The sequence below is a fragment of the Agromyces sp. Y782 genome (genome assembly GCF_059445405.1).
The window spans coordinates 115,304-127,984 of record NZ_JCAIUG010000002.1 but is presented as its reverse complement, the minus strand read 5'-3'; the positions used below and the strand labels follow the sequence as shown (position 1 = coordinate 127,984).

Here is a 12,681-nt window from a genome sequence, read left to right as displayed (position 1 = left end):
GAGCTCGGAAGCGTCGACCGGTGCCGCGAACTGCGCCTCGTAGAGCCGCGTGCACGCGCCGCCGACGACGAGCGAACAGGTCGATCAGGTTCTGCGCCGTCGCCGGGAGTCGGGCGGCGAGGCATCCGCCATCTGGAATCGCAGCACACCGTCGCCAGCGCACGGCGGCCGTGAAAGCGAGACCCGATCACCCGTTCGCAGCGGATGATTCGATGCGACGGCGATCAGCGCTGGGCGCGACCCCGCCCGCCGATCGCCCGCGCATCGGGCTTGCCCGCGAGGTCTTTGCGCAGCTCTTTCGGGAGCGAGAACATGAGGTCTTCTTCGGCCGTCTTGACCTCGGCGACGTCGCCGTAGCCTGCATCGGAGAGCGCCTCGAGCAGTTCGTGCACGAGTTCTTCGGGCACGGATGCCCCGCTCGTCACGCCGACCGTCTCGACGCCGTCGAGCCACTCCTGCTGCACCTCACTCGCGTAGTCGACTCGGTAGGCCGCCTTCGCACCGTACTCGAGGGCGACCTCGACGAGGCGCACACTGTTGGAGCTGTTGGCCGAACCGACGACGATGACGAGATCGGCGTCTTGCGCGACCTTCTTGATCGCGACCTGCCGGTTCTGGGTGGCGTAACAGATGTCGTCGGAGGGAGGGTTCTGCAGATTCGGGAACCGCTCGCGGAGGCGCCGCACGGTCTCCATGGTCTCGTCGACCGAGAGCGTGGTCTGCGAGAGCCAGACGACCTTATCGGGGTCTTGCACCTCGATGTTGTCGACGTCGTCGGGGCTGTTGACGATCGTGACGTGGTCGGGCGCCTCGCCCGCCGTGCCCTCGACCTCTTCATGACCTTCGTGGCCGATGAGCAGGATCTCGAAGTCGTCGCGCGCGAAGCGCACCGCCTCGCGGTGCACCTTGGTGACGAGCGGGCAGGTCGCGTCGATCGCGTGCAGGCCGCGGTCTGCTGCGGCGTTCACGACAGCCGGTGACACGCCGTGCGCACTGAAGACGATGTGGGCGCCCGCCGGCACCTCGTCGACCTCTTCGACGAAGATCGCTCCCTGCGCCTCGAGCTCGGTGACCACGTGGATGTTGTGCACGATCTGCTTGCGCACGTAGACCGGTGCGCCATAGTGCTCGAGCGCCTTCTCGACGGCGATCACGGCACGGTCGACGCCGGCGCAGTAGCCTCGTGGCGCCGCGAGCAGCACGCGCTTGTGTCCGGGGACCGGGTTATCCTTGAGCCGGCCGCGCACGCCCGGAACTCTGGGCATGCCGAGGCCGATTCGCGGGGCACCAGTCAAGCTCGTCACGGTGTCCATCCTACGTGGCTGAGACGGGCGGGCGGCTGGGAGGCCCAGATGACGGATGCACCGGCGACACGCGATGCACCGTGGCCGGTCGCGCTCCTCTCGGGCAAGCTCAAGCAATACATCGACCGGCTCGGCACGGTGTGGGTCGAGGGCGAGATCACGCAGTGGGGGGTCTCGGGCGGCAACGTCTACGGCAAGCTCAAAGACCTCGACGCCGAGGCGACCCTGTCGTTCCAGGTGTGGTCGTCGGTGCGCGCACGCTTCGACGAGCAGTTCAAGCAAGGCGACCGGGTGATCGCACTCGTGAAGCCCGGCTGGTGGGTCAAGGGCGGCTCACTGTCGATGCAGGTCTTCGAACTCAAGCACGTCGGCCTCGGCGACCTGCTCGAGCGACTCGAGCGGTTGCGGACCCAGTTGGCTGCCGAAGGGCTGTTCGACGCCGGGCGAAAGCGCCGGCTGCCGTTCCTGCCCGGGGTCGTCGGCCTCATCACCGGCAAAGACAGCGACGCCGAGAAAGACGTGCTGCGCAACGCCCGACTGCGCTGGCCCGCCGTCGAGTTCCGCGTCGTGCACGCCGCAGTGCAGGGCGACCGCACGGTGCCCGAGGTCGTTGCGGCCATCGAGCGGCTCGACGCCGACCCCGAGGTCGAGGTCATCATCGTCGCGCGCGGCGGCGGCGACTTCCAGAACCTGTTGGGGTTCAGCGACGAGCGCGTCGTGCGGGCGGCCGCCGCGGCATCCACCCCGCTCGTGTCGGCGATCGGCCATGAGGCCGACCGCCCCCTGCTCGACGAGGTCGCCGACCTTCGGGCCTCCACACCGACCGACGCCGCGAAACGCGTCGTGCCCGACGTCAACGAAGAGCTCGTGCGGGTCGAGCAGGCACGCGCGCGCCTCGGCATGCGGCTGCAGGCGATCCTCTCCCGCGAGATCGACCGCATCGGCCACCTCCGTTCGCGCCCGGCGCTGGCGGAGACCTCGTGGATCGTCGACCGGCGTGCCGAAGACCTCACCCGCTGGGTCGCCCGCGGCGCCGAACTCGTCGAGCGCATCATCGACCGCCAGACGCACCGCGTCGCGGAACTGCGCGGCCATCTGCGCGCGCTCTCCCCGCAGGCGACGCTCGACCGCGGATACGCCATCGTGCAGGGCGGCGACGGCCGCGTGGTCCGGGGTCCTGCAGGGGCACCCGATGGCACCGAACTCACGCTCACGCTCGCCGAGGGCTCGCTCGCTGCCGTGTCCCGCGGCGCCGTGCCGTCGGTGCACGACGCAGCGCCGGCGGAGTCGTCGGCATCGTCCTCACCCGCGACCGGCTCTGTCGGTCGCGGCGAATAGAATGGATGTCATGCCCACCTCCACCGACGTCGCCGAGCTGAGCTACGAGCAGGCGCGAGACGAACTCGTGCAGGTCGTCGGCGAACTCGAGCAGGGTTCCGCGACCCTCGAGCAGTCGCTCGCGCTGTGGGAGCGCGGCGAGGCCCTCGCGGCACGTTGCGAGGAATGGCTCATCGGTGCGAAGGCGCGCCTCGACGCGGCTCGCGCCGGCACCGCGGCGTCCGGCACGGCCCGCACTGCATCCGACGACACCGGCGCCCGCTGATGGCGACGCGCCCGCCGCAGGTGGTCGCCGAGCTCGGCCGGCCAGAGACGCCTGAAGAGACCGCGGCCCGCAAAGCCGAGAACTCGCGGAACCACCGGCAACGTCAGAACGTGACCAACCTGCTCCTCGCGCTCGGTGCGAGCCTCATCGTCGTGCTCGTCATCGTGCTCCTGGTGCCGCGCAGCGACACGGCCATCGAGCGCGATGTCGACGTGGCATCCATCGCCCAACAGGCGCAGGTCGCCAGCGACGACCCGCTCGCCGTTCCCGAGCTGCCCAAGGGGTGGCGTGCCAACGCCGCCGAACTGCGCACGAGCCAGGGCGACGACGTCACCGCGTGGTACGTGGGTTACCTCACACCCGGCGACGAGTTCATCGGGCTGTATCAAGGGCTCGATGCGAACCCGACCTGGACGGCCGGCCTCCTCGCTCGCACACTCGCCGCGGGCACCACCACGATCGACGGCGTCGAGTGGACCGTCTACGACAACCGCGACTCGGCCGACGACGTCGGCAACGCCCGTTACGGACTCACCACCGAGGCGGGCGGCAGCACGTTCGTGCTGCTCGGCACCGCGACACCCGATGAATTCGAGACGCTCGCGTCGGCGCTCACGCCGACGATCGAGGCGCAGAACTGAGAGGCACGCCGTGACCACGCAGCCGATCGAACGCCCTGAGACACCGGCCGAGACGTGGCGCGAGCTGCGCAGCGGCAACGCGCGATTCGTCGAGGGCAAGCCGCAGCACCCTCGCCAAGACGTCGACCGCCGGGCCTCGCTCGCCCACCAGCAGCGCCCCCTCGTGACGATCTTCGGTTGCAGCGATTCCCGCCTCGCCGCCGAGATCATCTTCGACGTGGGCCTCGGCGACGCCTTCGTCGTGCGCAACGCCGGCCAGGTGGTCACGCCGTCATCGCTCGGCTCCCTCGAGTACGCCGTCGGCCTGCTGCACGTGCCACTCATCATCGTGCTCGCCCACGACGAATGCGGTGCGGTGCGCGCCGCCATCGACTCGCAGGTCGCCGACGCGCCACCGCTGCCGCCGCACATCGCCGGTCTCGTCGAGAAGATCGTGCCCGCCGTACGCAAGGTCGCCGGTGGCGCAGCCGATGCCCCCGTCGATGCCGATCACGTCGATGTCGGCTTCGTCGGTCGCGAGCACCTGCGTAACACCGTCACCGAGCTCGTCGAGTCGTCCGAGATGATCAGCGACGCGATCGCAGCGGGTACGCTGGCTATCGTCGGAGCGAACTACCGACTCTTCGAGGGTCGCGTCGAGACCGACATCGTCGTCGGTGCGGTCTGACGGCCGACACCTCCACACGAGCGACACCGGCCGGGGCATCCGGCAAGCACATCGAAGGGAACACACCGTGGTGGACAACGCCGCCGACTATCGCATCGAGCACGACACGATGGGCGAGGTGCGGGTGCCCGCATCGGCGCTCTACCGGGCGCAGACGCAGCGCGCCGTCGACAACTTCCCGATCTCCGGTGCAGGCCTCGAGCCCCAGCAGATCCAGGCGCTGGCCCGCATCAAGAAGGCGGCCGCGCAGGCCAACGGCCAGCTCGGCGTGCTCGACCCCGCCATCGCGAAGGCCATCGAAGACGCCGCCGATGAGGTCATCGCTGGCGTGCACGGCTACACCGAGCACTTCCCGGTCGATGTGTACCAGACCGGTTCCGGCACCTCGTCGAACATGAACATGAACGAAGTGCTCGCGACCATTGCAACGGGCAAGCTCGGCAGCCCGGTGCATCCCAACGACCACGTGAACGCGTCGCAGTCGTCCAACGACGTCTTCCCGACCTCGGTGCACATCGCGGTCACGGCGGCGCTCATCGACGAACTCATCCCGGCACTCGACCACCTCGCGGTCGCCCTCGAGGCGAAGGCCGTCGAGTGGGCCGACGTCGTGAAGGCCGGCCGCACCCACCTGATGGACGCCACCCCGGTCACCCTGGGTCAGGAGTTCGGCGGCTACGCCCGCCAGGTGCGTCTCGGCATCGAGCGCGTGCGCACCGCGCTCCCCCGCGTCGCCGAGGTTCCGCTCGGTGGCACTGCCGTCGGCACCGGCATCAACACCCCGGCCGGCTTCCCGCAGCTCGTGATCTCCCTCCTGCAGGCCGAGACCGAACTGCCGATCACCGAGGCCGCCGACCACTTCGAGGCGCAGGCCAATCGCGACGGCCTCGTCGACGCTTCGGGGGCCCTCCGCACGATCGCCGTGAGCCTCACGAAGATCTCGAACGACCTGCGCTGGATGGGCTCCGGCCCGAACACCGGTCTCGGCGAACTGCGCATCCCCGACCTGCAGCCGGGCTCATCGATCATGCCTGGCAAGGTGAACCCGGTCGTGCCCGAGGCTGTGCTCATGGTCTGCGCCCGGGTCATCGGCAACGACGCGACGATCGCGTGGGCCGGGGCATCCGGCGCATTCGAACTCAATGTGCAGATCCCCGTCATGGGCACCGCACTGCTCGAGTCGATCCGCCTGCTCGCCAACTCGGTGCGGGTGCTCGCCGACAAGACCGTCGACGGGCTCGAGGCCGACGTCGAGCGGGCGACCGCGCTCGCGGGAATGTCGCCGTCGATCGTGACGCCGCTGAACAAGCTCATCGGCTACGAGGCCGCCGCGAAGATCGCGAAGCACTCGGTGGCCGAAGGCATCACGGTGCGCGAGTCCGTCATCGCCCTCGGCTACGTCGAGCGCGGCGAGCTCACCCTCGAGCAGCTCGACACGGCCCTCGACCTGCTCTCGATGACGCGTCCGCCGCAGGCTTGAGCCTCCCGCCCCTCGCGCCACGACCTTTTGCCGCGTGACGACTCACGCAGATGACCGTCACCCGTCGAAAGGTCGTGGCGCGACGTCAGGCGGATGTCGCGGGGACGTCATTCCCCGCGAGAACTCGATGATGTCGGCCGCTGCGTCGGCGAGCGTGCGAAAGTGCCGGTGGGCGCCCGCAACCGGCGTCGCGCCGTTCACGCTCCACGTCGTCATGCCGGCGGCGAGTCCCGCGACGACGCCCGCCGGAGCGTCCTCGATCACGAGGCAGTCGCGGGGTGCCGCGCCGAGACGACGCGCCGCGAGCAAGTAGGGGTCGGGCGCAGGCTTGCCGGCGGGGGTTGCCAGGTTGTCGACGATGACCCCAGGCAACGGCAGCCCGAGTCGTCGGAAGCGTGCCGCCACTCGACCTTCGGCGTTCGAGGTCACGAGGGCCCAGCTGTTCGGCTCGAGCGCCGAGAGGAGTTCCGCCGCGCCGTCGATGCCCCGCAGCTCTCCGTGCTCGGCTTCGGCGTCCTCGAGCCGGTCGAACGCGGCGACGAACGGGGCGGGGTCACGCCCCGGCAGCAGTTCGGCCACGGTCTCGAGCGGCCGCGTGCGCAGCGCCGTCTCGTACACGACCGACGCGTCGAGCCCGAACTGCTCCGCCCACTCGTGCCAGATGCGTCGCTGGCCCGCCATCGCGTCGATCAGTGTGCCATCGACATCGAAGAGCACCACACGATTCGGCCGCATGCCCTCAAGCCTCGCGGGTGTCGAGTTCACCGGCGAATCCGGCCCGCACGCGGCGGATCCTCCGCGTCGGCACGTCCCCCTCCGCGAATGAATCCGCGGCCCGCCCCGCAGGCGTAGCTTGGAAGCCATGGACCACGGAGGCACACCAGTCACGACCATCGACGAGCTCGAGGAGATCATCGGTCGGCCGTTGCCCACCGTTCGCGACAAGACGCGCCCTCGACTTCACGACCTCGATCGGCAGTGGCTCGCGGCATCCCCGTTGTGCTTCATCTCGACGGCCGATGCAGCCGGCAACGCCGATGTCTCCCCCAAAGGCGACCCGCCCGGGTTCGCGATCGCGCTCGACGACTCGACGATCGCGATTCCCGAGCGACCCGGCAACCGCCGCGCCGACGGCTTCCACAATGTGCTCGAGAATCCGCACGTCGGACTGGTCTTCGTCATTCCGGGCCGCGGCGACGCCCTCCGAATCAACGGCCGCGGACGGCTGCTGCGTGATGCCCCCTACGCCGATCGCATGCAGGTGCACGGCCACGAGCCCGACCTCGTGCTCGAGGTCGCGATCGACGAGGTCTTCTACCACTGCTCCAAGGCCTTCCTCCGATCTCAAGCGTGGAAGCCCGAGACGTGGGATGCCGCCGCCGCCCCACGACGTGCCGTCATCTCCCAGACCTTCGAACGCTCGGGCGAAACGCTCGAAGCACTCGACGCGTACTACGGCCCCTCGTACGCCGCGAAGATCTACGACTGACGCAGCGTCTCCGGCCGACGGAGGTCTCCGGCTGACGCGACGCGGGCCCCGGTTCCCCGGGGCCCGCTCGCTGCCGTCGATCGCGGCCGCTACGCCAGTTCGTGCCCGTCGAGCATCTCGGAGACGAGCGCCGCGATCGCCGAGCGCTCCGATCTGGTCAGCGTGATGTGAGCGAACAGCGGATGCCCCTTCAGCGTCTCGATCACGCTCGCGACCCCGTCGTGGCGCCCGACGCGGAGGTTGTCGCGCTGAGCGACGTCGTGGGTGAGCACGACGCGCGAGTTCTGGCCGATGCGTGAGAGCACGGTCAGCAGCACGTTGCGCTCGAGCGACTGCGCCTCGTCGACGATCACGAAGGCGTCGTGCAGCGAGCGCCCGCGGATGTGGGTGAGCGGCAGCACCTCGAGGATGCCTCGGCCGATGACCTCTTCGAGCACGTTGTCGGAGACCACCGAGCCGAGGGTGTCGAACACCGCCTGGCCCCACGGGTTCATCTTCTCCCCCTGATCGCCCGGCAGGTAGCCGAGTTCTTGCCCACCCACGGCGTAGAGCGGCCGGAACACCATGATCTTCTTGTGCTGCTGGCGTTCGAGCACGGCTTCGAGACCGGCGCACAGCGCGAGCGCCGACTTACCGGTGCCTGCACGTCCGCCGAGCGAGAGGATGCCGATCTCGGGGTCGAGCAGCAGGTCGATCGCGAGCCGCTGTTCGGCCGAGCGTCCGTGCAGTCCGAAGACCTCACGGTCGCCGCGCACGAGCCTCACATCGCGCTCGCCCACGACCCGGCCGAGCGCCGAACCGCGGTCGGAGTGGATGACGAGCCCGGTGTTGATCGGCTGTTCGACATCGGCCGGCAACGTGAGGTGTTCGTGCTCGTACAGCTTGGCCATGTCGTTGGACCCGAGGTCGAGTTCGGCCATGCCGTTCCACCCGGAGTCGATCGCGAGCTCGTGCCGGTACTCCTGCGCGTCGAGGCCGACCGAGGCGGCCTTCACGCGCAGCGGCAAGTCTTTCGAGACGACCGTGACCGCGAGACCGTCGTTGGAGAGGTTGAGCGCGCACGCGAGGATGCGTGAGTCGTTGTCGGAGAGGCGCAGGCCGGACGGCAGCACGCTCTGGTCGCTGTGGTTCAGCTCCACGCGCAGAGAGCCGCCGTCGCCGACGGTGATCGGGAAGTCGAGCCGCTCGTGTTCGACGCGGAGCTCATCAAGGATGCGCAACGCCTGACGGGCGAAGTATCCGATCTCGGGATCGTTCCGCTTGGCCTCGAGTTCCGTGATCACCACGACGGGCAGCACGACGGCATGCTCGTCGAAGCGGAACAGGGCCTTCGGATCGGACAGCAGCACCGAGGTGTCGAGCACGTAGGTGCGCTCCTGTTGTGCTGCTGCGGCATCCACCGCGAGATCGGTCGACTTGGAGGTAGAGAGTGACACGCCAGCTCCCGCCCCGAGCAATCAGCTCGGCGTTCCGCGCCGGCGGCGATCCTCCCACGAGCGGTTCACGAGCCGACTCGATCGGACACCATGCCCGATGTCTCAGACGCTACGACGAGGTCGGCGATTCGGCCCGAGCGACACGCGGTGCGACACGTGCCGTTCATACGGAGAGCGCGTGAGTCGAGCGGATGTCGCGGCTCGACAAGCCCGCACAGACCACGCCGATCGCGACGACGCCCCGACCACGACGAGGCCGCTCAGTACGACGCGGCTCAGTACGACGCAGCTGTGCCGTACGACACGAACGCCGCTCGCAGCATCTCGAGCGTCTCGTCGGAGGTCGCCGCATGCACCGACAGCCGCACGCGCCCCGCCCGGGTCGTCGCCGTCACGCCGTGATTGTGCAGCGACGCGGTCAGCAACGTGACCTGCTCGGTCGGCGGCTCGAGCACGACGATGCCGGCGCGCTCCCGCTCGGCGCGTGACGAGATGACGGCGATCGCGTACTCGTCGGCCAGCTCGATGGTGCGGCTCACCCGGTCGGCGACGGCCGAGTTGATCGCGGCGACGCCGACGCTCGCGATCTCTTCGAGGCCCGCGGCCAGTCGTGCTTCGGCGATCGGGTCGGGGTTGGACACACGGAACGCGCGGGCGTCGGCAGCGGGCGGCGGAACCTCGCCCCACGGCTCGGCCTCTTCGGTGCCGGTGAAGCCCGAGAACACGGGCGTCAACTGTTCGAGCGCGCGCGCCGATACGGCCATGAAGCCGGTTCCCCAACCGGTGCGGCACCATTTCTGACCGCCCGTGAGCACGATGTCGGCTGCCTCCCATGGCGCGTCGACCACGCCGAAGCCCTGGATGGCGTCGACGATCAGCAGCCGGTCGCCGATGACCTGCCTGATGCCCTCGATGTCGCACAGGTAGCCGGTGCGCGAGTCGACGAGGCTCACGGCGACAGCGGCGACGTTCGACTCGAGCTGCTCCCGGATCTGACCCGGAGTCACCTTGCCGTGGTCGGTCTCGAGCCAGACCGGCTGCACCGTGTGCAGCGCTTCTTGCGCGCGCACGGCGGCGATGGGCAGGCTCGGGAACTCCTCGGCGGAGAGCAGCACGCCGCCGGTGAGACCGAACATCGCGTGCATGATGCCCTGGGTCGTGTTCGGCTGGAAGACGATCTGGTCTGCGGGAAACCCGGTGACGGCCGATGCGGCATCGCGCACCCGTCGGTCTTGCTCGGTGAACGCGTCGAGGCTGCCGTAGCGCGCGCGCTGGAGCACCTGGGTGAACACGAGGGTCTCTTCAGCCGCGACCGTCGAGAGCGGCCCCACCCGGCCGTAGTCGAGATACCCGGGTTCAGCGGTGAATCCGGCGGTGAAATCGTCAATGGTCACGTGTGCGTGCCCCTTCGTCCGAGGCAGAGATCTGCCAGCCAGCACAGTCTTTCAGACCGAGGTGACGCCGGTCACCCTCCGAAGCGACGCCGGTCACCCTCCGAAGCGACGATGACGCTTCGCGTAGTCGCGCAGCGCCCGCAGGAAATCGACCTTGCGGAGGTCGGGTCCGAGCGCCTCGACGAAATAGAACTCGCTGTGCGCGGCCTGCCAGAGCATGAAGTCGCTGAGCCGTTGCTCCCCCGAGGTGCGGATGACGAGGTCGGGGTCGGGCTGGCCGCCCGTGTAGAGGTGCTGGCCGATGAGGTCGGGGGTCAGTCGTTCGGCGAGGTCTTCGAGGCTCCGGCCTTCGGCGTGGTGGGCGGCGACGATCGAACGCATCGCATCGGTGATCTCCTTGCGCCCGCCGTAGCCGACCGCGAGGTTCACGTGCAGGCCGCCCTTGTCGGCCGTGCGATGCTCCGCGGCATCGAGGGCCGCGATGAGGGGCTCGGGCAGCCCGGCATCCGAGCCGACGTGCTGCACCCGCCAGTCGCGATAGTGCGAGAGTTCTTCGGCGAGTTCGGCGATGATCTCGATGAGGTCGGCGAGTTCGGCGCTCGGCCGGTTGCCGAGGTTGTCGCTCGAGAGCAGGTAGAGGGTGACGGTCGAGATGCCGGCGTCGTCGCACCACTCGAGGAACTCGCGCATCTTCGCCGCGCCGGCCCGGTGGCCGTGCGCCGCCGTGTCGTAGCCGAGCTGCTTCGCCCAGCGGCGGTTGCCGTCGATGATCATCGCGACATGGCGCGGCATCGCCGCCGGGTCCAGTCCGCGGCGGAGCCGGTTCTGGTAGAGGCGGTAGAGGATGCCGCGACCGAGGGGCTCATCGCTCGTCTGCACGGCACTACGCTACCGCTCCGGCGCATCCGCCACTCGCAGACGGACGCGCGACGAAGGCGGATACGCTGTCTGCATGCCCTCGAAGCGCCGCCGCGCAGCACACGATCCAGCGGAAGAGCTCTCCCGCCCGGTCGCGGCGGAGGATGTGGGCGACACCGCGGTGGCCCGCGAGGCGCACGGCCCCGACCTGCCGAACATCCCCCTGCTCGACGACTCACTCGCCCAGACCGGCGAGGTGAAGCCGACGTGGCGGGGCTGGATCCATGCCGTCACGTTCCCCGTCACCGTCGTGGCCGGCGTCGTGCTCATCGTGCTCGCCGAAGGCGCCCCGGCGAAATGGGCGTCGGCGGTGTTCGTGCTCACCTCGATGCTGCTCTTCGGCAACTCCGCGCTGTACCACCGCTTCGACTGGAATCCGAAGACCAAGCTCGCGCTGAAGCGCATCGACCACGCGAACATCTTCCTGCTGATCGCCGGCACGTATACACCGCTCGCGATCCTCGCGTTGCCGCCCGACAAGGGCTGGCTACTGCTCGGCCTCGTCTGGGCCGGCGCGCTCGTCGGCATCGGCTTCCGGGTGTTCTGGATCACCGCACCGCGCTGGCTCTACGTGCCGCTCTATCTCCTGCTCGGCTGGGCGGCCGTCATGTACCTCGGCGACCTACTCGCGGTGAACGCCGCGATGATGGTGCTCGTCATCGTCGGCGGCGTGCTGTACACGGCCGGCGCGATCGTCTACGCGCTGAAGAAGCCGAATCCGTGGCCGGGCGTCTTCGGCTTCCACGAGATCTTCCACGCCTGCACGGTGCTCGCGTTCATGTGCCACTGGACCGCGACGCTGCTCATCGCCATGGCACCGGCGTACCATCTCGGCTGAACCGAGGGGCGCTGCCGACCGCGAGAGACTTGTCAGCGAGCGGATGCCCCGTCGGGGCCGTCGTTCGTGTCGTTCGGCGTCTCACCCGAGGCATCCGTCGCCTGGCCGTCGGCCTCGCCCATCTCGGCGTCGTGCTCCCCTGATTCGAGCCGTTCCGCCTCGAGACGTTCCGCCTCGAGCTGCTCGCGCACCTCGGCTCGATAGTTGACCCTGCGGATGCGTCGCACCATGTCGACGACGAGGAGCACCACGACCAGCATGACGAGGAACGTGAGCACGAACCCCCAGATGCCCGGTGTGACGGTATTCGGGTCGAACTCCTCGTCTTCTGCCGAGAGGATCAGCGTGGGCAGGACGAGCATCGGACTCTCTTTCACGGGCGAGCTACGGCTCCACCGGGCGGGTTAAGCTTGGGTACAAGACTAGACGATCGAGATCGAAGGAGCCGTGCGGTGGCAGAGCTCGAGAACGACGCGCTCGCCGCGCGCTACGGGCGCACCCGCTCGCATCGCACCCGTGATCGACTCCTGCTGGTCGCCGGTGCGGTTGCCGTCGCGATCGTGCTCGTCGCATGGGTCGTCTGGGCCGGTCTCGATGGCCAGAAACCGCAGATCGAGGTCACCGACACCGGTCACCGCCTCATCAACGAGGAGCGCGCGGTCGAAGTCAGCTGGAACCTCTCCGTACCGGCCGGCAACGACAGTGCCTGCATCGTGCAGGCTCTGAATGAAGACTTCACCGTCGTCGGCTGGAAAGTCATCGAGGTGCCGGCCTCGACACGGCATATCCGCAGCCTCACCGAGACGGTGCGGGTCGCGCAGGAGGCGAACACGGGTTTGATTTACCGCTGCTGGCTCACCTAACATGGGACATTCGCCCCGGCATTCGTCGGGGCGTCACGTCTCTACAGC

14 protein-coding genes are annotated in these 12,681 nt (G+C 69.0%); 8 read left to right on the top strand and 6 right to left on the bottom strand.

The features are described from left to right. Positions 1-224 precede the first annotated feature (224 nt). Entirely contained in the window at positions 225-1,265 is a 1,041-nt protein-coding gene (locus AC1C2S_RS14835; RefSeq protein WP_495354401.1) for a 4-hydroxy-3-methylbut-2-enyl diphosphate reductase, read from the bottom strand. An 87-nt stretch (positions 1,266-1,352) separates the two neighbouring features. On the opposite strand from AC1C2S_RS14835, the gene xseA reads away from it, so the two are divergent. The 5 genes from xseA (at position 1,353) to AC1C2S_RS14810 (ending at position 5,695) form a co-directional block, all read left to right on the top strand. Beyond that, the gene (xseA, locus tag AC1C2S_RS14830; RefSeq protein WP_495353380.1) at positions 1,353-2,642 is read left to right on the top strand and encodes an exodeoxyribonuclease VII large subunit; all 1,290 of its coding nucleotides are present in this window, start codon (positions 1,353-1,355) and stop codon (positions 2,640-2,642) included. 1 nt (position 2,643) lies between these two features. Then, positions 2,644-2,907, top strand: coding sequence for an exodeoxyribonuclease VII small subunit (locus AC1C2S_RS14825; protein ID WP_495353379.1), 264 nt, complete (start codon positions 2,644-2,646; stop codon positions 2,905-2,907). Further along, positions 2,907-3,548, top strand: coding sequence for a DUF4245 domain-containing protein (locus tag AC1C2S_RS14820; protein ID WP_495353378.1), 642 nt, complete (start codon positions 2,907-2,909; stop codon positions 3,546-3,548). Before AC1C2S_RS14825 ends, AC1C2S_RS14820 begins: the two co-directional genes overlap by 1 nt. Before the next feature lie 10 nt (positions 3,549-3,558). Then, a complete protein-coding gene (locus AC1C2S_RS14815) occupies positions 3,559-4,215 on the top strand; it encodes a carbonic anhydrase (RefSeq protein ID WP_495353377.1) in 657 nt (218 codons plus the stop codon). Between the two features lie 67 nt (positions 4,216-4,282). Then, on the top strand, positions 4,283-5,695 hold the full coding sequence (locus AC1C2S_RS14810) for a class II fumarate hydratase (protein ID WP_495353376.1): 1,413 nt from the start codon (positions 4,283-4,285) through the stop codon (positions 5,693-5,695). Positions 5,696-5,752: 57 nt separating this feature from the next. Here the strand turns inward: AC1C2S_RS14810 and AC1C2S_RS14805 are convergent, their stop codons facing one another. Beyond that, on the bottom strand, positions 5,753-6,430 hold the full coding sequence (locus tag AC1C2S_RS14805; RefSeq protein ID WP_495353375.1) for an HAD family hydrolase: 678 nt from the start codon (positions 6,428-6,430) through the stop codon (positions 5,753-5,755). A 127-nt stretch (positions 6,431-6,557) separates the two neighbouring features. On the opposite strand from AC1C2S_RS14805, the gene AC1C2S_RS14800 reads away from it, so the two are divergent. Continuing rightward, positions 6,558-7,184 carry an MSMEG_1061 family FMN-dependent PPOX-type flavoprotein gene (locus tag AC1C2S_RS14800; protein ID WP_495353374.1) on the top strand — a complete coding sequence of 209 codons (627 nt, stop codon included), beginning with the start codon at positions 6,558-6,560 and terminating at the stop codon, positions 7,182-7,184. An 89-nt stretch (positions 7,185-7,273) separates the two neighbouring features. On the opposite strand, the gene phoH2 is transcribed toward AC1C2S_RS14800, so the two are convergent. The 3 genes from phoH2 to AC1C2S_RS14785 form a co-directional block, all read right to left on the bottom strand. Then, positions 7,274-8,620, bottom strand: coding sequence for an RNA 5'-3' helicase PhoH2 (phoH2, locus tag AC1C2S_RS14795; RefSeq protein WP_495353373.1), 1,347 nt, complete (start codon positions 8,618-8,620; stop codon positions 7,274-7,276). A gap of 275 nt (positions 8,621-8,895) precedes the next feature. After that, on the bottom strand, positions 8,896-10,014 hold the full coding sequence (locus AC1C2S_RS14790; protein ID WP_495353372.1) for an aminotransferase class V-fold PLP-dependent enzyme: 1,119 nt from the start codon (positions 10,012-10,014) through the stop codon (positions 8,896-8,898). 93 nt (positions 10,015-10,107) lie between these two features. Beyond that, entirely contained in the window at positions 10,108-10,893 is a 786-nt protein-coding gene (locus tag AC1C2S_RS14785; RefSeq protein ID WP_495353371.1) for an isoprenyl transferase, read from the bottom strand. 73 nt (positions 10,894-10,966) lie between these two features. Between AC1C2S_RS14785 and trhA the strand changes: the two genes are divergently transcribed. After that, complete coding sequence (trhA, locus tag AC1C2S_RS14780; RefSeq protein ID WP_495353370.1) at positions 10,967-11,770, top strand: PAQR family membrane homeostasis protein TrhA; 804 nt, start codon at positions 10,967-10,969, stop codon at positions 11,768-11,770. Between the two features lie 32 nt (positions 11,771-11,802). Here the strand turns inward: trhA and AC1C2S_RS14775 are convergent, their stop codons facing one another. Next, positions 11,803-12,132 (bottom strand): hypothetical protein, encoded by a 330-nt coding sequence (locus tag AC1C2S_RS14775; protein WP_495353369.1) that lies wholly within the window; start codon positions 12,130-12,132, stop codon positions 11,803-11,805. A gap of 90 nt (positions 12,133-12,222) precedes the next feature. On the opposite strand from AC1C2S_RS14775, the gene AC1C2S_RS14770 reads away from it, so the two are divergent. Beyond that, the gene (locus AC1C2S_RS14770) at positions 12,223-12,633 is read left to right on the top strand and encodes a DUF4307 domain-containing protein (RefSeq protein ID WP_495353368.1); all 411 of its coding nucleotides are present in this window, start codon (positions 12,223-12,225) and stop codon (positions 12,631-12,633) included. The last annotated feature ends 48 nt before the right edge of the window (positions 12,634-12,681 follow it).

Excerpts from the sequence above, each read along its gene's own strand:
- AC1C2S_RS14825 (WP_495353379.1), top strand. The coding sequence starts at position 2,644 with ATGGATGTCATGCCCACCTCCACCGACGTCGCCGAGCTGAGCTACGAG.
- AC1C2S_RS14805 (WP_495353375.1), bottom strand. The coding sequence starts at position 6,430 with ATGCGGCCGAATCGTGTGGTGCTCTTCGATGTCGATGGCACACTGATC.
- AC1C2S_RS14775 (WP_495353369.1), bottom strand. The coding sequence starts at position 12,132 with ATGCTCGTCCTGCCCACGCTGATCCTCTCGGCAGAAGACGAGGAGTTC.
- AC1C2S_RS14800 (WP_495353374.1), top strand. The coding sequence starts at position 6,558 with ATGGACCACGGAGGCACACCAGTCACGACCATCGACGAGCTCGAGGAG.
- AC1C2S_RS14820 (WP_495353378.1), top strand. The coding sequence starts at position 2,907 with ATGGCGACGCGCCCGCCGCAGGTGGTCGCCGAGCTCGGCCGGCCAGAG.
- xseA (WP_495353380.1), top strand. The coding sequence starts at position 1,353 with ATGACGGATGCACCGGCGACACGCGATGCACCGTGGCCGGTCGCGCTC.
- AC1C2S_RS14835 (WP_495354401.1), bottom strand. The coding sequence starts at position 1,265 with ATGCCCAGAGTTCCGGGCGTGCGCGGCCGGCTCAAGGATAACCCGGTC.
- trhA (WP_495353370.1), top strand. The coding sequence starts at position 10,967 with ATGCCCTCGAAGCGCCGCCGCGCAGCACACGATCCAGCGGAAGAGCTC.